Here is a 19,091-nt window from a genome sequence, read left to right on the forward strand (position 1 = left end):
CACGATGGCGCGCATTGTATACCTCATGCTTTGCTGCGCGCACCGTGACCTGACTCAATGGCTAATAGGCGGCGCGGTAGATTTTCTCGATATCCGCCGCACTGAGCTTGCGCGGATTGTTGCGCATCAGCCGCTCGATTCCCGCGGCCTCTACCGCCATGGCCGGGATCGCCTCCTCCGGCACGCCGAAGCTGCGCAGGCCCTGGGGGATCTCCACTGCGGCACATAGCCGCGTCATCGCCTCCACCGCCTGGTCGGCAGCGTCGTTGAGACTCAAAGCGCTGACATTCACGCCCATGGCCTGGGCAATATCCTGCATGCGCTCGACACAGGCCAGCTTGTTCCAGTGCATCACGTAGGGCAGCAGCAACGCGTTGCTCACCCCATGGGCAATATTGAAACGCCCGCCCAACGGATAGGCCAGCGCATGCACCGCGCCCACCCCGGCATTGCCGAACGCCATGCCGGCCATCAGGCTGGCGGTGGCCATATCGTCACGCGCCTGCAGGTTGGCCGGGTTGGCATAGGCCTTGGGCAAGGCCTTGGCAATCAACTTGATCGCACCGATGGCCAAGGCATCGGTGATCGGCGAGGCGTTCAGCGACAGATAGGACTCGATGGCATGCACCAGGGCATCCACGCCACTGGCCGCCGTGACACTGCGCGGGCACGTCAGGGTCATTTGCGGGCTGATCAGCGCGACATCCGGCAGCAGATAGTCGCTGACGATGCCTTTTTTCAATTGCGCGGCCTTGTCTGAAAGAATCGCCACATTGGTCACTTCCGAACCGGTGCCGGCCGTGGTGGGAATCGCAATCAGCGGCGGCCCCTTGCGCGGCACCTGGTCCACGCCGAACAAATCCGCGAGGGCGCCGTGATAACCGGCATAGGCGGCAACGCTCTTGGCGATATCAATGGCACTGCCACCGCCCACACCGATCAGGCCGTCATGCCCGCCTTCGCGGTAGACCTGCATGCAGTCTTCGACAATGGCGATCTCCGGGTCAGGCAACACCCGGTCGAAAATCTCATAGGGACGATCCCCCAACTGCGCCAACGCCAGTTGCACCGTACCGGACTTGACCAGCGCGGCATCGGTGACGATCAGCGGGTTATCGATATCCAGCCGGGTCAATTCGGCGGCCAATTGTTCGATGGCGCCTGGGCCGGTGAGCAATTTATGGGCGATCTTGAATGAGGAGGTACTCATGTGCGCGGCCTCTTATAAGTTGGGGGGCTGGCACAAGAATAGCTGGGGAATGTGGGTTGTCTGCCATTCAGCGGCTGAATGGTCGGATGACTCCAGGCAGGCACGGTCACTGTAGGAGCTGGCTTGCCTGCGATGGTATCGGCTCGGTGTGTCAGGTGTACCGAGGTGATGCCATCGCAGGCAAGCCAGCTCCCACAGGTGATCGAGTTTCAGCAGTCAGACCTGCGCGGTGCGCAGTTTTTCGCTGCGACCACGCAGCCATTCCAGGGTCAGCAGCAAAACCACCGAGAAGGCGATCAACAAGGTCGCCGCCGCGGCAATGGTCGGGCTGAGGTTTTCACGGATGCCGCTGAACATCTGCCGTGGCAAGGTTGCTTGCTCGGGCCCGGCGAGGAATAGCGTCACCACCACCTCATCGAACGACGTGGCAAAGGCAAACAGCGCCCCGGAAATAACCCCCGGCGCAATCAACGGCAAGGTCACCCGGCGAAAGGCAGTCAGTGGCGATGCTCCCAGGCTGGCCGCCGCGCGCACCAGGTTATGGTTGAACCCCTGCAAGGTCGCCGACACCGTGATGATCACAAAGGGCACGCCCAACACCGCATGCACCACGATCAGCGAAAAGAAGCTGTTGCCCAATCCCAGCGGGGCAAAGAACAGATAACTGGCCACGCCGATAATCACCACGGGCACCACCATTGGCGAAATCACCAGGGCCATCACCAGCGCTTTGCCGGGGAAATGGCCACGGGTCAGGCCGATGGCCGCCAGCGTACCGAATACCATCGCCAGCACCGTCGCTGCCGGGGCGACGATGATGCTGTTCTTCAAGGCGCGCATCCATTCCGCCGAGGCGAAGAAGTCCTGGTACCAGTGCAGCGAAAACCCCTGCAACGGGTACACCAGGAAACTTCCGGAGTTGAATGACAGCGGGATAATCACCAACACCGGCAGGATCAGGAACAACAGGATCAGGCCGCAGAGGATCCGCAAGCTGTAGAACCACACCCGTTCGATGGGTGACATGTAAGGACTGCTGGACATATCAGGCGCTCCTCAGCTCAGGCGCAGGCGGCTGGCGCCCACCAGCCAGTTGTAGATCAGGTACAGCACCACGGTCGCCAGCAGCAGCAAGCCGCCCAGCGCGGTGGCCATGCCCCAGTTGATGCTGGTGTTGGTGTAGAACGCCACGAAGTAGCTGACCATCTGGTCGTTCGGGCTGCCCAGCAGCGCCGGGGTGATGTAGTAACCAATCGCCAGGATGAACACCAACAGGCAACCGGCACCGACGCCCGCATAGGTTTGCGGGAAGTACACCCGCCAGAAACTGGCAAACGGATGACAGCCCAGGGAAATCGCCGCGCGCATATAGGTCGGTGAAATACCCTTCATTACGCTGTAGATCGGCAAAATCATGAACGGCAGCAGGATATGCACCATGGAGATGTAGACCCCAAGCCGGTTGAACACCAACTCCAGGGGCTTATCGATGATGCCCATGCTCATCAGCGCGCCGTTGATCAAGCCACCGGACTGCAGCAACACAATCCACGCGGCGACCCGCACCAGCACCGAGGTCCAGAAGGGCAGCAGCACCAGGATCATCAACAGGTTGCTCTGCCGCGCCGGCAGGTTGGCCAGCAGGTACGCCAGCGGATAGGCCAGCAACAGGCAGCACACGGTAATCACCAGGCCCATCCAGAAGGTGCGGGCGAAGATATCGAGGTAGATCGCCTGGTCCGGCGTGGCCGGGGCGACTTCGCCCAGGTCGTCGATCCGATGATCGACCGCCGCCAGCAGGTAGTAAGGCGTCAGGCTGCTGGTATTGCGGCGGATTGCCTGCCAGTACGCGGGGTCGCCCCAGCGTTCGTCGAGGTTTTCCAGCGCTTCTTTATAAGAGGCCGGCACTTCGCTGAACGGCAGCGCCCGCGCGGTTTTGGTCAGCAGGCTGCGATAGCCCGCCAGTTCCATGTTCAGGCGCTTGGACAGATCGCCCAGGGTCTGGTTTTTGCGGGCTTCGCCCAGGTCCTCGCTGATGGCCTGGTACACCGGCTCGCCGGGCAAGCCACGACCATCCCAGGCCGTCACCGCCACCACGGTGCGCGGCAGGCCGGCGACCACCTCCGGGTTACCGACGCTTTTGTAGAGCAGCGCGACGATGGGCACCAGGAACACCAGCAGCAAAAACACCACCAGTGGCGCGATCAGCGCCTGGGCCTTCCAGCGGTTAAGCCGCTCGGCACGCGCCAGGCGCTGCTTCAAGCTGGGGGTGGTGACCTCGTTCGAGGGAACGGCGATGGCCATGGCAAACTCCGGGTAACGAAAATAAATGCAATCTGCTGAACAACGCAGATCCCCTGTGGGAGCGGGCTTGCTCGCGATGGCGGCCTGTCAGTTGACTCATGTGTAACTGATACACCGCCATCGCGAGCAAGCCCGCTCCCACAATGGGTTATGTGGCGCGGCTTATTACTTGGCGGCCCAGGAATTGAAGCGCTGCTCCAACTGCTCGCCGTTATCCGCCCAGAAGCTCACATCGATCTGCACCTGGTTGGCGATGTTTTCCGGGGTGGTCGGCATATCCTTGAGGATGTCCTTGGCCAGCAGCGGCACAGCCCGGGTATTGGCCGGGCCGTAGGCGATGTTTTCCGAATAGGTTTTCTGCTGTTCCCGGGCCACGGAGAAGGCGATGAATTTCTTCGCCGCCTCAGCGCGCTCCTTGCTCAGGCCCTTGGGGATCGCCCAGGCGTCGAAATCGTAGATACCGCCGTTCCACACCACTTTCAGGTTGCTCTCTTTCTGCACAGCGGCGATCCGGCCGTTGTAGGCCGAGCTCATGACCACATCACCCGAGGCCAGGTACTGCGGCGGCTGTGCGCCGGCTTCCCACCACTGGATCGACGGTTTGAGCTCATCGAGTTTCTTGAAGGCGCGGTCCTGGCCATCTTTGCTGGCCAGCACTTTGTAGACATCCTTGGGCGCCACGCCGTCGGCCATCAGGGCGAATTCCAGGGTGTATTTGGCGCCTTTGCGCAGGCCACGCTTGCCCGGGAAGTTCTTGGTGTCCCAGAAGTCTGCCCAACTGGTGGGCGCAGTCTTCAGTTTGTCGGCGTTGTAGGCCATTATTGTGGACCACACAAAGAACCCCACGCCGCAGGATTGGATCGCGCCTTTCACATAGTCGTCGGGGTTGCCGAACAGTTTCGGGTCCAGCGGTTCGAACATGTCTTCGTCACAGCCACGGGACAGTTCCGGCGACTCGACTTCCACCAGGTCCCAGGACACGCTCTTGGTGTCGACCATGGCTTTGACCTTGGCCATCTCACCGTTGTACTCGCCGGCGATGATCTTGCCGTTGCCCGCGCTTTCCCACGGGGTATAGAAAGCCTTGACCTGGGCCGCCTTGTTCGCGCCGCCAAACGACACCACCGTCAGGTCGGTACCTGCCATGACCTGTGAAGCACCCGCCAGGCCAATGGCCAGGGCGGTCAATTTCAGGGATCTCAACATTTATTGTTCTCTCCACGTGCAGGGTTGGGTGAAGCCAAGGGGGCGATCAATTCGCCTCTAGAAGTGGGTCGAGTGCGCGAACGTGCTCGACTTGCCAGCCAATCGGAACCACATCGCCGACCGTCAGTGCCGGGTCCAGCTCGGCGATCGGTTGTTTCACAAAGAAATCAGCCTTGCCGCAGACTTCCAGGCGTACACGTACGTGATCGCCCAGGTAGATGAATTCGGCCACCCGACCCGAGAAGCGATTGCTGCAGCTTTCGCTGGAGCCATTGAGGCTGACCCGTTCCGGGCGCACCGACAGGGTCACCGGGCCGCCGATCTGCCCGACATTCACCGCCAGCGCCTCGACCTTCTCGCCCCGTGCCAGCTCGACCACGCAACGCTCACCGGTGTGGCTGTGCAGGCGGCCGTTAAGGCGGTTGTTCTCACCGATAAAGTTGGCGACGAAGGTGTTTTTTGGCTCTTCATACAAGGTGCGCGGCGGTGCGATCTGCTGGATCTCGCCCTGATGGAACACCGCCACGCGGTCGGACATGGTCAGCGCTTCACCCTGGTCGTGGGTCACGTAGACCACGGTCACGCCGAGGCGCTGGTGCAGGTGCTTGATCTCCATCTGCATGTGTTCACGCAGCTGTTTATCGAGGGCGCCGAGGGGTTCGTCCATCAACACCAACTGCGGTTCGAATACCAATGCACGGGCCAGCGCGACCCGTTGTTGCTGGCCGCCGGATAGTTGCGCGGGGTAGCGCTGGGCGAAGGCGTCGAGTTGCACCATGCTCAGCACGCGCTTGACCCGCTCACTGACATCGGTCTTGCTCAAACCCCGGACTGTCAGGGGGAACGCCAGGTTCTCGGCCACGGTCATGTGCGGGAACAGCGCGTAGTTCTGGAACACCATGCCAATGTCGCGCTTGTGCGGCGGCACGTTGTTGATCGAGCGTCCGGCCAGGAGGATTTCCCCGGCGGTCGGCGTTTCAAAGCCCGCCAGCATCATCAGGCTGGTGGTCTTGCCCGAGCCGGACGGGCCCAGCAGGGTAAGGAACTCGCCTTTGCGAATGTCCAGGTTGAGGTCTTTGACGATCAGGTTCTCGCCGTCGTAGCTCTTCTGCACACCACGAAAGCTGACCAGCACATCATTTGAATCCACCTCGCTCATACCCGCACCTTTGTGTTTTGGAATGCTGTGGAGCAAGCGTAGTCCAGGCGCCAGCCCACGAAAATCGGGGCGCAAGAGAGATTGGCATCAGCGCGGTGGAAGGTTCGGGGTAGGGATTGCCCTACACGGATGGCGGGCATGGGACAGTTGAGCGGCCAGGAGGACGCGACAAGCCGCAGGCATGGGCTGCGGGGTGCTGCCGGGGTGTCGCAAATAGATACGCCTCCCTGTAGGAGCCCGGCTTGCCGGCGATGGCGCCCTCAAGATAGCCACCACCGGCAAGCCGGGCGCCTACAGGAGTTTGTGCTCCATCGCGTACTTCACCAGTTCTGCCAGGGAGGTGATGTTGAGCTTTTGCATCAACCGCGCCTTGTGGGTGCTGATGGTCTTGCTGCTCAGGGCCAGTTGCTGGGCGATATCGTTGACATTGGCGCCCTGGGCCAAACGCTCGAACACCGAGAATTCACGCTCGGACAATAGCGAATGCAAGGGCCGGGCATCGGTGAGGCCGACTTCGAACACCATGCGGTCGGCCAGGTCCGGGTCGATATAGCGCCCGCCCGCGGCCACCTTGCGAATCGCCGTCAACAGCAGCGCCGGATCACTGTCCTTGGTCGCGTACCCCGCCGCGCCGACCTTCAACGCCCGGGCAGCCATTTGCGCTTCGTCATGCATCGACAGTACCAGGATCGCCGGCGGATTGTTCAGAGCGCGAATCCGTGCAATCGCTTCCAGGCCATTGACCCCAGGCATCGAGATATCCAGCAACACGACCTCGCATGGTGTATGGCGCAAGGCTTCCAACAGCTGTTCGCCATTCCCCGCCTCGCCCACCACCAGTAGATCCTTGGCCAGGCCGATCAACTGCTTGATGCCCTCACGGACGATGGTGTGGTCTTCGGCTACCAATACGCGGATCACAGGACTTTCCTCTCTATAACGATTAAACGCCAATATTCAAAATGTGGGGCTTGCTCGCGAATGCGGTTTAGCAGCTTATGCATCCGCTGACTGTGACACCGCCATCGCGGGCAAGCCCACTCCCACAAGGGCCTAGGGGGCATCCAACGGCACCGTCACGCTCAGGGTGGTGCCCTCCCCCAGTTCGCTGTCCAGGCTCAACTGCCCGCCCATGATCAGCACCCGCTCGCGCATGCCCACCAGGCCAAACGACACCGGCCGCCCCGGCGCGGCGACAAAGCCTGCGCCATCGTCGCTGATGGTCAGCCGCAGATTGGCGCCCTCCACCGCCAGGGTCAGTTCCACAGTATGCGCCTGGGCATGGCGCATGACATTGGTCAGCGCCTCTTGCAGGATGCGGAACAGGCCAATGGCCTTGGCGTCGCTCAACGCCGGAAGGTTATCTGGCACTTGCACCAGGCAAGGGATCTGCGTGCGCGCCTCAAAGCGCCGCGCCTGCCATTCAATGGCCGAGGCAATCCCTGCGTCGAGAATCGGCGGGCGCAGCGCGGTGGCCACATCGCGCACCAGTTGAAACAACTGGGCGATCAGGCGCTTCATACTGTTCAGGCGTTCGTGCAGGCCGGGGTCCAGTTGCGCGTAGGCCAGCTCGCACATGGAGGTTTCCAGTTTCAGCACCGTGAGCATCTGCCCCAGCTCATCGTGGACTTCGCGGGCAATCCGCGCCTTCTCTTCCTCGCGCACCGTCTCCAGGTGGGCTGACAGCTCGCGCAGTTGCGCACGCGAGGCATCCAGTTCCAATTCAATTCGCTTGCTGTCGCTGATGTCCCAGACGATCCCGTCCCAGACCACCGCGCCATCCTCCAGGCGCCGGGTAACGGCCTTGATCTCGGCCCAGCGCTGCTCGCCCTGGCGAGTGAGGATGCGGCCCTGCCACGACCAGTTACTCTCGCTGTCGATGGCCTGGTCCTGGGTCTGGTGGTAACTGGCGCGGTCATCGGGGTGTACCAGGCTGCGAATCCCCACATCGCGATGGCTGAGCACGGACGGCGAGTAGCCCACCAGGCGCTCGCTGCCTTCGCTGATATAGGCGAAGTCGATATCGGCACTCAGCGCCAGCCGCTCCAGGCGAAAGACCATCCCCGGCACATTGGCGGCGATGCCTTGCAAGCGCGCTTCACTTTCCTGCAGGGCGGCCAATGCGCGGCGGCGCTCGGTAACGTCGGTGAGGTACACCACCAGGTATTCGCCACCGGCAAAACGCAGGAAACTCAGGGACACATCCGTGGGCAACAGGCTGCCATCCGCACGCAGGCACTGGGTGGCGAAGCTCTGGGGGCCGTCTTCGCTGGCTCGCGCGCGCTTCCACAGGTTCAGCCAGCGGTCCATGCTCAGGTTGGGTTCGAACTCGATCAACGGGCGTTCGATCAGCGCGCCTGGGGCGTAGCCGAGCATGGCTTCGGCGGCGACATTGGCATAGCGCACATGGCTGTCCCAATTGACCCAGAGGATACCGACGGTGCTTTGGTCGATGGAAAACTGGGTCAGGCGCAAGGCTTCGGCACCGGCGGCGCGGGCCGCGCTTTCTTCGCGGGTGGCCAGCAACTGGTGCTCCAGGGCATGTTTTTGCCGACGCTGCCACACAGCGACCGCCAGGCACGCGAGCAACAGCAGGCCCAGCAGCAGGCTGAGGTTTTGCCAGAACCCCGGAGATTCCGAGAGCCGCGGATATTTGGGTTGCAGCCAACGGGCGTGCAATTGCTCCAACTCACGGGCGGGAATGGCCCGCAGGCCGCTCTCGACAATGTCCGCCAAGGGTGGCCAGTCCCGCCGCGTGGCCACCCGCAGCAGTTGCGGCAGGCCAATATCACCGACCACCGCCAGGCCGGCGAATTCGGGCTCGACCGACAGCCGACTCAACTGCGCCTCATCGATCACCGCATAGCGCGCCTGCTGGCTGACCAACAATTGCAGGGCCTGGCGCTCCAGGGGCACGCCTTGCAGGTTCAGGTTGGGGTAATTGCTGCGCAGGTATTCGGCCACGGCACTGGGCATGCGCACCGCAACCCGCGAGTGTTCGTCGAGCTTTTCCAGGTCCACTGCGCCGCTGCCGTCACGAATACCCACGATGTGCTGGGGCACACGCATATAGGGGTCGGAAAACAGCCACAGGCGCAGGCCGGCCGGGGTTTGCAGCAGGCCAGGCGCGAGGTCGACCGCGTCCTCACGCAAGGCGTCCTCCAACTGCTCTTGCGTGGGGAAGTTGCGCCAGGTCAGTTCGATATTCAGCGCCTTGGCCAGCGCCTGCATCAGCTCGACATTGGCCCCGGACAAGCGCTGCAGGCGCCGGTCGTATTGTGCGTAGGGTGCCTGCAACACCACACCGACCCGCAGTTGCGGGTGCTGCGCCAGCCACTCGCGCTGCTGGGCACTGAGCACCGCCGGCGGCACCACGGAAGCAGGCGCGGCACTCGCCATCAAGGGAAAGCACAGATAGCCGATAACCAGCAGACAGCGAAAAATCATCATTCACATCTCACATCCAACCCATTAGGCTGCCGGGATCACTTCTGGCCGGGATTCCACTATGCCCCTGCTTCACCGTTCGACACTGCCAGCATTGTGCCTGTCGCTACTGTTTACCAGCACCTTTTGCGTACAGGCGGCTGATACCGCGCCGGCTACCGCCGAAAAGCCACCGGAACGCCAGCCGTTACCCGAGCGCAGCCAAGAAGAAGCCAGCGCCCTGGAGCGGCAATTGCCGCCTCAGGAACAGCAACAGTTACAGGCCGGCGACGAGTCGTTCCTGGCCCTGTGGAAACCAGCCAACAGCGCCGAGCCGCAAGGTTTGGTGATTATCGTCCCCGGCGCCGGAGAAACGGCTGACTGGCCGCAAGCAATCGGGCCTTTGCGCCAGAAATTACCGGATGCCGCCTGGGGCAGCCTGAGCCTGTCGCTGCCCGACCTGAGCCTGGACACCCTGCCACCTCGGGTCATGCAGGCGCCCGACGCGGCCGTCGACACCAGCAGCAAGGATGCCAGCAGCGCCGCACCCAAGCCGATCGAACAAGCGGCCAGCGCCGAAGCCGAGGGCACCGATCCGGTCGTGGTTCCCGGCGTGGACGAGCAGGACAAGACCGATGCGACACGGATCTTCGCCCGTATCGATGCCGCTGTCGCCTATGCCCAGACCCAGAACGCCCGCAGCGTCGTGCTGCTGGGGCACGGCACCGGGGCCTGGTGGGCAGCGCGCTACCTGAGCGAAAAACAACCAGCCCAGGTGCAGAAATTCGTTATGGTCGCCGCGCAGACGCCGGTGGGTCGTCAACCGGACCTGCAACAGTTGGTGCCGGCCTTGAAGTTGGCGACTGCCGATGTCTTCTATCAGGACAGCGCCCTGGCAAGCAAACTGGCGCTCGAACGCGGCCAGGCGAGCAAGCGGCTGAAGAATGACAACTATAAGCAGGTGTCGTTGAAGACGATCCCCGGCAATAGCGCAGCGGCCCAGGAACAGTTGTACCGGCGGATTCGCGGCTGGTTGAGCCCGCAAAACAGCGCAAGCTGATCCCAGCGTGGCGAGGGGCTTGTTGTGGCGAGGGGGCTTGTCCCCCGTTGGGCTGCACAGCAGCCCCAATAAGCCTCCCCCCGGTCTATCAGATAAACCGAGATAGCAGGTTTTGGGGCTGCTGCGCAGCCCAACGGGGGACAAGCCCCCTAGCCACAGGCCGTCGGCTCAGCGGAAATTGCGCTGCTCGCGAATGATCGTGTAGGCACTATGCAGTTCCCGCGTACGTTCCGTGGCCTCGCGTACCTGCGCGGGGCTGGCGCCGCTGCCGGCAATCTTGTCCGGGTGATGACGGCTGAGCAGCCGTCGATAGGCACGCTTGATGACCGCCGGCTCAGTAGTCGCGCTGACCCCGAGAATCCGAAGCGCATCCTGGTAAGTGCCGCCGCGAGTGGCCAAGGGTTTACGCTCCGGCTCGTAATCATGGGCCAGTGCCTGGATCTGTTGTGGCGTCCACCCCAGCCATTTGCCCCATAGCGCGATCAGGTCGCGCTCGGCGAGGCTGGCCTTGCCGTCAGCCCAGACCATGCGCCAGCAAGCACGCAGCACACCTTCGGCCGCATGGGGCTGGGACTTGAGCACACGCAGGTAACTGCGCACACGATCGGTCCCCGACTTGCCCCGATTGAACGCCGCGATCGCCCGGCGCTGCGCCGGCTCGGTCATATCCAGCGAGCGCATCTCCACCCGCGCCTGCTGGATATGCCCGTCCACCACCCGCCCGTTGCTCTTGGCCAGGCGGCCGAGCAACACAAACAGCAATTCGTCATTGCGTAGCGCCGGTCGGCCACCCAGGCGCTCGCGCAGATGCGCCCAACTGCGCAATTGCAGGCGCCGATCCAGCGCCTGGCCCAATAGCGCGCCCAACATGGCCCCCGGAATACTGGCGATGGCAAACCCCGCCCCGGCTCCGATCAGAGTCCCTGGCCACAGCATCTTACTGGCCCACGGTCAGCAGACTTTCAACCTGCGCCAGGCGCTCCAGCGTACCGACGTCAATCCAGCGTCCATCCATGTGTTCCCCCGAAACCAAGCCTTGAGCCATCGCCGTGCGCAACAAGGGCGCCAGCTTGAAGGCACCGGCGCTGCAACCCGCGAACAGCTTGGGATGCAGCAGCGAAATGCCACTGAAGGTCAGGTTATCGGCATCGGGCGCGGCATCATGAAGCAAACCGTCCTTGATATAGAAATCGCCACCAGTGGGGTGATGAGGCGGGTTGTCGACCATCACCAAGTGCGCGAGGCCGCTCAAGGGCTGCTTGAGGCGGGCGAAGTCGTAGTCGGTCCAGATATCGCCATTGACCACCAGGAACGGCTGGTCCCCCAGCAGGGGCAGGGCCTGGAAAATCCCGCCGCCGGTTTCCAGCGGTTCGCCTTCGGGCGAATACTGGATGCGCACGCCGTATTGAGCGCCATTGCCCAGGTAACTCTCGATTTGCTGGCCCAGCCAGGCATGGTTGATGACGATTTCGGTGAATCCGGCTTTCGCCAGCGCCTCCAGGTGATACTCGATCAGGCGCTTGCCACCGGCCTGGACCAGTGGCTTGGGGGTGTGCAGGGTAAGCGGACGCATCCGCTCGCCCTTGCCGGCCGCCAGGATCATGGCCTTCATACGTGGGCCTCGACCGGTTGCCGCAGGCTGGACAGCAACTCGCCCAGGTCGGCCAGTTCCGGGCGATCAGCCAGCACCGCGTCTATATAGGCAAAGAAGCGCGGCACGTCCGCCAGGTAGCGCGGCTTGCCGTCACGGTGGCAGATACGCGCGAAGATCCCGATCACCTTGAGGTGACGCTGCACCCCCATCAAGTCGCTGGCACGCAGGAAGTCTTCAACATCCGCCTGTACCGGGATACCCAACTGGCCAGCACGTTCCCAGTAACCACGCTGCCATTCACGCACCCGCGCTTGGGGCCAACTGAGGAAGGCGTCCTTGAACAGGCAGGTAATGTCGTAGGTCACGGGGCCGTAGACCGCATCCTGGAAGTCCAGCACGCCAGGGTTCGGCACGCTGATCATCAGGTTGCGCGGCATATAGTCGCGATGCACCAGGACCTTGGGCTGGGCCAGGGCGCTCTCGATCAGCAATTGGCTGACCCGCTGCCATAACGCCGCCTGTTGCTCATCGAACTCAATGCCCAGGTGCCGGCGCACGTACCATTCGGGGAACAACTCCAACTCCCGGCGCAACAACGGCACGTCGTAGCTGGGCAACCCGGCGTCCATCGGCAATTGCTGGAAAGCCAGCAACGCGTCGATGGCCTCGGCAAATAATTGGTCGGCATTTTCACCGTCAATCACATCCAGGTAGGTGTTTTTGCCCAGGTCATTGAGCAAAAGAAAGCCTTGGGACAGATCTTCGGCATAAATTTGTGGAACATTTATTCCCGATTTGGCCAACATTCGTGCGATATCGACGAAAGGTTTGCAGTTTTCCTGGGGGGGTGGGGCATCCATCACGACGAATGTGCGACCTTCGCCTTCCCAACGGAAGTACCGTCTGAAACTCGCGTCGCTGCTGGCCGCAGTCAATGTAGCCGGGGGTACGCCCCCCCAACCCTGGGCATGGAAAAGCTCGGGTAACTGCTGATCAAGCCAGACTTTCAGGTGTTGCAAACGTAGATCTTGGTCGGGCATTACAAGGGTCTCCGACGGCGCTAGCCGTCAAGCGGGTCATGCTTTATTATCACGCATCTTTTTCAGACCATCGAGAGGCGTGCGGCCCACACCGCGGGCAGATGGCACGCAGGAAGCCCGGACTAATAAGATGGCATTGAAATCCCCCGCGTTTCGTAGAAAATTTCCGTTGCTGGTAACCGGCAGTCTGCTGGCCATGCAACCTTTCGCCACCTCATTCGTGGTCGCCGCGGAACAGTATGACTGCTCAGTCTCTGCTTCGGGTGCCTGGGATTGCGCGCCGAAAGCCAGCGCAGCCCCTTTGCCACCGCGTCCGGTGCATGACGGCAGTGCCGTCAGCTCGGCCAACGGCACGCCGCAAGGCGAAGCTGCTGGTACCGAAGCCGTGCCGCAGACCACGCTGGTCACCGAATCCAAGGGCCGTGGCCTGCGCTCGCGCAGCGCCGACTACAGCCACCTGGACTGGGTCCCTCGCGAGAAACTCACCGCCGCGCAACTGGCCGAAACCGGTCCTTATTGCGCCGGTGCGTACATCGAGCCGATCCGTCCTGGCATGAACGACAAGACGGACAAGAGCGACGCGCCGACCTTCATCGGTGCCAAAGCCTCTCGTTACGAGCAGGAAACCCAAGTCGCAACCCTGGCCGGTGACGTAGTCATGCGCCAGGGCAGCATGCAGGTCGAGGCCCAAGAGGCCAGCCTGTACCAGGCCGAGAACCGTGGCGAGCTGAACGGCAACGTGCGTATGCGCGATAACGGCGCGCTGATCGTCGGCGACCACGCCCAGGTCCAGCTGGACACCGGTGCGGCCCAGATCGACAACGCCGAATACGTGATGCACAAATCGCGCATCCGCGGTAACGCGCTGTACGCCAAGCGTGCCGAAAACGCGATCATCCGCCTCAAGGATGGTACGTACACCACCTGCGAACCAGACAGCAATGCCTGGCAACTGCGTGGCAACAACATCACGTTGAACCCGGCCACCGGCTTCGGTACGGCGACCAACGCGACGTTGCGGGTCAAGAACATCCCGATCCTGTACACCCCGTACATCTACTTCCCGATTGACGATCGTCGTCAATCCGGCTTCCTGCCGCCGAGCTTCAGCTCGGGTGGGGAAAGCGGCTTTACCCTGGTAACGCCTTACTACTTCAACCTGGCGCCGAACTACGATGCCACGTTGTACCCGCAATACATGACCAAGCGCGGCATGTTGATGGAAGGCGAGTTCCGCTACCTCACCAAGTCCAGCGAAGGTCAGTTCGGCGGCGCGTATCTGAACGATGACAGCGACGAACGGAAGAAACAGAGCGACTACAACAAAACCCGCTACATGCTCAATTGGCAACACAAGGGCGGGTTGGATTCGCGGCTGTTGACTGAGATCGACTACACCAAGATCAGCGACCCGTTCTACTTCCAGGATTTGAAGTCCAATCAGATCGGCGTTGAATCTCGTGAATTCGTTAACCAGCAAGGTGCCGCTAGCTACCGTGGCGATACCTATACGGCTCAACTGAATCTTCAAGCCTACGAACTGGCGACGATCTCGCAGATCACTCCATACAACCGGTTGCCGCAGTTAACCATCAATGGTGCACTGCCTTACCGTCCTGGCGGGCTGTACTTTGCTTATGACGCCGAGGCCGTCCGGTTTGATCGGGATCTGAGGACTGGCAATATCTTCAATAAAGACGGAGGCCCGTTCCCTGACGGCGAACGCCGTCTGGATACATATGTAACTGGGTTGACCCGTGCCAACGGCACTCGATTGAACGTAGCACCAAGCATTTCGCTACCGATGACCTCGAGTTACGGCTTCATCACGCCAAAGCTCAAATACGCCTATACCAAGTATGACCTGGACCTTGACGGCACTGGCAAGGCCGATATGGCTCGCGCGGGCCAGGACTTCAAGAGTTCTCAAGATCGCTCCATTCCGATCGCCAGTGTCGATAGCGGGCTGTTTTTCGACCGCAGCACCCAATGGTTTGGCAAGGACTACACCCAAACCCTGGAGCCGCGCCTGTTCTATCTCTATGTTCCAGAGAAAGACCAGTCCGATATCCCGGTGTTCGATAGCAGCGAAACCACGTTCAACTACAACTCGCTGTTCCGCGACAACCGCTTCTCGGGCACTGACCGGATCGGTGACGAAAACAAACTGTCGCTGGGCCTGACCAGCCGCTGGATCGAAGACAACGGCTTTGAGCGTCAGCGTGTCGCCATCGGCCAAGCGTTGTACTTCAAGGACCGTGAGGTTCAACTGCCTGGCATCGTGGCTGCCGATCGCGCCGACTCCCGGTCGGACGTCTCGCCAATCGCCCTGGACTACGAGTTCCGCTTCAACCGCGACTGGCGCGCGACCGCCGACTACAACTGGGACACCGAGGAGCACTCCGCACGCTCCGGCAGCGCGATGTTCCACTACCAGCCGGAAGACAACCTGAACAAGGTGATCAACGTCGGTTATCGCTATCGCAATGACCAGGTGGTCTACAACCAACTGACTGGTAAATGGCAGTTTGGCGGCGACTACGGGACAGCAGGGCAACCGAACTTCGTGAAGGATTACTACAAAATCCAGCAACACGACTTCTCGATGATGTGGCCGATCGTTCCACAGTGGAACCTGATCACCCGCTGGCAGTATGACTATGCACGCAACCGTACCCTGGAAGCCTTCGGTGGTTTCGAGTACGACAACTGCTGCTGGAAACTGCGTGTGATCAACCGTTATTGGGTTTCCAACGACGAATACACCCAGATCGCCCCACAGAACGAAAAAGGCGACCACGGGCTCTTCCTCCAAATCGTCCTCAAGGGACTCGGCGGCCTGACTGGCGCCAAGGTAGAGAGCTTCCTCGACAAAGGCATCCAAGGTTATCGTGAACGTGAAGATCAAGCTTTCTGATTGTCTGCGCCCGCTGATGCTGGGCGCGTTGTTCCTGGGTACTGCAGCGGCGCACGCTGCAGTGCAACCGTTGGACAAAGTAGTGGCCATCGTCGATAACGACGTGATCATGCAGAGCCAACTCGACCAACGGGTCAAGGAAGTTCAGCAAACCATCGCCAAGCGTGGCGGTGGCGTGCCGCCGACCAGCGTCCTGGACCAACAGGTGCTGGAACGCCTGATCGTCGAAAACCTGCAACTGCAGATTGGCGACCGCTCCGGCATCCGCATCACCGACGAAGAGCTGAACCAGGCCGTCGGCACCATCGCTCAACGCAACAACATGAGCATTGATCAGTTCCGTGCAGCCCTGGCTCGTGACGGCCTCTCCTATGAGGACGCCCGTGACCAGATCCGCCGCGAAATGATCATCAGCCGTGTGCGCCAGCGCCGTGTGGCCGAACGCGTGCAGGTCTCTGAGCAGGAAGTGAAGAACTTCCTGGCCTCGGACCTGGGCAAGATGCAGCTCTCCGAAGAACTGCACCTGGCCAATATCCTGATCCCGACGCCAGACAGCGCCAACGCCGAGCAACTCAATGCCGCAGCGGCCAAGACCCAGGCGATCTACGACCGCCTCAAGGCCGGTGCTGACTTTGCCCAGATGGCCATTGCCCAGTCCGGCAGCGATAACGCCCTCGAAGGCGGTGATATGGGCTGGCGTAAAGCTGCTCAATTGCCACCACCGTTTGACCGTGAGCTGAGCGCCATGGAAGTGGGTGGCATCACCCAACCTGCGCGTACGCCGGGTGGTTTCATCATTCTGAAATTGCTGGAGCGTCGCGGCGGTGAGGCTTCGTTGAAAGACGAAGTGCATGTCCGCCACATCCTGGTCAAGCCAAGCGAGATTCGCACCGAGGCTCAAACCAAGGAACTGGCGCAAAAGATCTATGAGCGCATCGAAGGCGGTGAAGACTTCGCCACCTTGGCCAAAAGCTTCTCGGAAGACCCGGGTTCTGCCCTCAACGGCGGCGACCTTAACTGGATCGACCCACGTGCCCTGGTGCCCGAGTTCCAGCAAGTCATGAACGATACGCCGCAAGGCGTGCTGTCCAAGCCGTTCAAGACCCAATATGGCTGGCACGTCCTGGAAGTCCTTGGCCGCCGCGCCACCGACAACACCACCCAGGCCCGTGAGCAACAAGCGCTGACCGTACTGCGTAACCGCAAGTACGACGAAGAGCTGCAAACCTGGTTGCGTCAGATCCGTGACGAAGCCTACGTGGAAAACAAGCTTCCTGGCGCCGACACAACAGGCACCGACCAGGCAGCCCAGTGAAACCCCAGCGTTTCGCATTGACACCCGGCGAGCCGGCCGGCATAGGTCCAGACCTGTGCCTGCTGCTCGCCTCGCAAGCTCAGCCCCACCCCCTGATTGCCATTACCAGCCGCGACCTGCTCCTTGAGCGGGCCGCGCAGTTGGGCGTGGCTGTCAACCTGCTGGACGCCGCACCGGGCAACTGGCCCAACCTGCCGGCACCCGCGGGCAGCCTGTATGTGTGGGATACCCCGCTGCAAGCCAAGGTGGTCGCCGGGCATCTGGACAAGGCCAATGCGGCCTTTGTGCTGGAGACCCTGACCCGTGCCGGGCAAGGCTGCATCGACGGCGACTTCGCCGGGATGATCACAGCGCCGGTGCATAAAGGCGTGATCAACGAAGCCGGCATCGCCTTTTCCGGTCACACGGAGTTTCTTGCCGAGCTGACCCACACCGAACAAGTGGTGATGATGCTGGCAACCCGCGGCCTGCGCGTGGCACTGGTGACCACTCACCTGCCCTTGCGCCAGATTGCCGATGCCATCACCCCTGAACGCCTGGAGCGCGTAACGCGCATCCTGCACGCTGACTTGCAACACAAGTTCGGCATCGCCCAGCCACGGATCCTGGTGTGCGGCCTCAACCCCCACGCGGGTGAAGGCGGCCACCTGGGCCATGAAGAAATCGACATCATCGAACCAACCCTGGAGCGTCTGCGCCAAGAAGGCATGGACCTGCGTGGCCCACTGCCTGCGGACACTCTGTTTACCCCCAAATATCTGGAGCACTGCGACGCAGTGCTGGCGATGTACCATGACCAGGGGCTGCCCGTGCTGAAATACAAAGGTTTCGGCGCCGCAGTCAACGTGACACTGGGCCTGCCGATCATCCGCACCTCCGTCGACCATGGCACCGCCCTGGACCTGGCGGGCAGCGGCAAGATCGATACCGGCAGCCTGCACGTGGCCCTGGAAACCGCCTATCAGATGGCCGAGACCCGTATATGACCGAGCATTACCAACACCGGGCGCGCAAGCGCTTCGGGCAAAACTTCCTGCACGATGCTGGCGTTATCGACCGTATCCTGCGCTCCATCCATGCCAAGCCCGAAGACCGCCTGCTGGAAATCGGCCCGGGCCAGGGCGCACTCACCCAGGGCCTGCTCAATAGTGGCGGCCAGCTGGATGTGATTGAGCTGGACAAGGACCTGGTTCCGATCCTCAACCAGCAGTTTGCCGGCAAGTCCAACTTCAACCTGCACCAAGGCGACGCGTTGAAGTTCGACTTCAACAGCCTCAATGCCGCCCCCCACAGCCTGCGGGTGGTCGGCAACCTGCCATACAACATCTCCACGCCGCTGATCTTCCACCTGCTGAACAACGCCGGGATCATCCGCGACATGCATTTCATGTTGCAGAAAGAAGTGGTCGAACGTCTTGCGGCCGGTCCTGGCGGCGGTGATTGGGGTCGTCTGTCGATCATGGTTCAGTACCACTGCCGGGTCGAACACCTGTTCAATGTGGGGCCGGGCGCGTTCAATCCACCGCCAAAAGTTGATTCGGCGATTGTGCGCCTGGTGCCACACGCCGTGCTGCCGCATCCGGCCAAGGATCATCGCCTGCTGGAGCGAGTGGTGCGCGAAGCGTTCAACCAGCGGCGCAAGACCTTGCGCAATACGCTCAAGGCGCTGCTGAGCAACGCCGAGATCGAAGCGGCCGGTGTCGACGGCAGCCTGCGCCCGGAGCAGTTGGACCTGGCCGCGTTCGTACGCTTGGCCGACCAGCTAGCGATTCAGCCGGCACCCACTGCCGACTGACCCAGCGCCATCGCCGGCAAGCCGGCTCCTACAAGGGTGGACACCCGGTCAGACAGCATGTCTGG

General features: G+C 61.8%; 15 protein-coding genes. 5 read left to right on the top strand and 10 right to left on the bottom strand.

The window, feature by feature from the left end:
* Positions 1–61: 61 nt before the first annotated feature.
* The 7 genes from GDV60_RS24610 to GDV60_RS24640 form a co-directional block, all read right to left on the bottom strand.
* Positions 62–1,210 (bottom strand): iron-containing alcohol dehydrogenase, encoded by a 1,149-nt coding sequence (locus tag GDV60_RS24610; protein WP_029296779.1) that lies wholly within the window; start codon positions 1,208–1,210, stop codon positions 62–64.
* A 216-nt stretch (positions 1,211–1,426) separates the two neighbouring features.
* On the bottom strand, positions 1,427–2,254 hold the full coding sequence (locus GDV60_RS24615; protein WP_029296783.1) for an ABC transporter permease: 828 nt from the start codon (positions 2,252–2,254) through the stop codon (positions 1,427–1,429).
* A 12-nt stretch (positions 2,255–2,266) separates the two neighbouring features.
* On the bottom strand, positions 2,267–3,514 hold the full coding sequence (locus tag GDV60_RS24620; RefSeq protein WP_029296786.1) for an ABC transporter permease: 1,248 nt from the start codon (positions 3,512–3,514) through the stop codon (positions 2,267–2,269).
* A 165-nt stretch (positions 3,515–3,679) separates the two neighbouring features.
* Positions 3,680–4,720 carry an ABC transporter substrate-binding protein gene (locus GDV60_RS24625; RefSeq protein WP_159908980.1) on the bottom strand — a complete coding sequence of 347 codons (1,041 nt, stop codon included), beginning with the start codon at positions 4,718–4,720 and terminating at the stop codon, positions 3,680–3,682.
* A 46-nt stretch (positions 4,721–4,766) separates the two neighbouring features.
* The gene (locus GDV60_RS24630; protein ID WP_029296791.1) at positions 4,767–5,879 is read right to left on the bottom strand and encodes an ABC transporter ATP-binding protein; all 1,113 of its coding nucleotides are present in this window, start codon (positions 5,877–5,879) and stop codon (positions 4,767–4,769) included.
* Between the two features lie 291 nt (positions 5,880–6,170).
* Positions 6,171–6,800 carry a response regulator transcription factor gene (locus tag GDV60_RS24635; RefSeq protein WP_029296794.1) on the bottom strand — a complete coding sequence of 210 codons (630 nt, stop codon included), beginning with the start codon at positions 6,798–6,800 and terminating at the stop codon, positions 6,171–6,173.
* A 132-nt stretch (positions 6,801–6,932) separates the two neighbouring features.
* The gene (locus GDV60_RS24640; RefSeq protein WP_175581910.1) at positions 6,933–9,326 is read right to left on the bottom strand and encodes a PAS domain S-box protein; all 2,394 of its coding nucleotides are present in this window, start codon (positions 9,324–9,326) and stop codon (positions 6,933–6,935) included.
* Positions 9,327–9,387: 61 nt separating this feature from the next.
* On the opposite strand from GDV60_RS24640, the gene GDV60_RS24645 reads away from it, so the two are divergent.
* A complete protein-coding gene (locus GDV60_RS24645) occupies positions 9,388–10,365 on the top strand; it encodes an alpha/beta hydrolase family protein (protein ID WP_092239457.1) in 978 nt (325 codons plus the stop codon).
* 168 nt (positions 10,366–10,533) lie between these two features.
* Here GDV60_RS24645 and GDV60_RS24650 read toward each other — a convergent pair whose 3' ends face one another.
* From GDV60_RS24650 to GDV60_RS24660, 3 genes are read right to left on the bottom strand one after another with little or no spacing between them, the layout of a single operon-like run.
* Positions 10,534–11,301, bottom strand: coding sequence for a DnaJ domain-containing protein (locus tag GDV60_RS24650; RefSeq protein ID WP_029296800.1), 768 nt, complete (start codon positions 11,299–11,301; stop codon positions 10,534–10,536).
* Position 11,302: 1 nt separating this feature from the next.
* Positions 11,303–11,977, bottom strand: a complete 675-nt coding sequence (murU, locus tag GDV60_RS24655; RefSeq protein ID WP_092239459.1) for an N-acetylmuramate alpha-1-phosphate uridylyltransferase MurU — start codon at positions 11,975–11,977, stop codon at positions 11,303–11,305.
* Entirely contained in the window at positions 11,974–12,999 is a 1,026-nt protein-coding gene (locus tag GDV60_RS24660; RefSeq protein ID WP_159908982.1) for an aminoglycoside phosphotransferase family protein, read from the bottom strand. Before GDV60_RS24660 ends, murU begins: the two co-directional genes overlap by 4 nt.
* 130 nt (positions 13,000–13,129) lie before the next feature.
* Between GDV60_RS24660 and GDV60_RS24665 the strand changes: the two genes are divergently transcribed.
* Genes GDV60_RS24665 through rsmA form a run of 4 tightly spaced genes read left to right on the top strand, consistent with a single transcriptional unit; the run spans position 13,130 to position 19,026 of the window.
* Entirely contained in the window at positions 13,130–15,916 is a 2,787-nt protein-coding gene (locus GDV60_RS24665; RefSeq protein ID WP_092239461.1) for an LPS-assembly protein LptD, read from the top strand.
* Positions 15,897–17,231, top strand: coding sequence for a peptidylprolyl isomerase (locus tag GDV60_RS24670; protein ID WP_169851218.1), 1,335 nt, complete (start codon positions 15,897–15,899; stop codon positions 17,229–17,231). Before GDV60_RS24665 ends, GDV60_RS24670 begins: the two co-directional genes overlap by 20 nt.
* On the top strand, positions 17,228–18,217 hold the full coding sequence (gene pdxA, locus GDV60_RS24675; RefSeq protein WP_029296810.1) for a 4-hydroxythreonine-4-phosphate dehydrogenase PdxA: 990 nt from the start codon (positions 17,228–17,230) through the stop codon (positions 18,215–18,217). The genes GDV60_RS24670 and pdxA overlap by 4 nt, the downstream gene beginning before the upstream one ends.
* Positions 18,214–19,026: a 16S rRNA (adenine(1518)-N(6)/adenine(1519)-N(6))-dimethyltransferase RsmA gene (gene rsmA / locus GDV60_RS24680; protein ID WP_029296812.1), complete on the top strand. Its 813-nt coding sequence runs from the start codon at positions 18,214–18,216 to the stop codon at positions 19,024–19,026. The genes pdxA and rsmA overlap by 4 nt, the downstream gene beginning before the upstream one ends.
* Positions 19,027–19,091 lie beyond the last annotated feature (65 nt).

Origin of the sequence: Pseudomonas sp. DTU12.1, from assembly GCF_009873475.1 — a bacterium.
In the GTDB taxonomy this organism is placed as follows: domain Bacteria; phylum Pseudomonadota; class Gammaproteobacteria; order Pseudomonadales; family Pseudomonadaceae; genus Aquipseudomonas; species Aquipseudomonas proteolytica.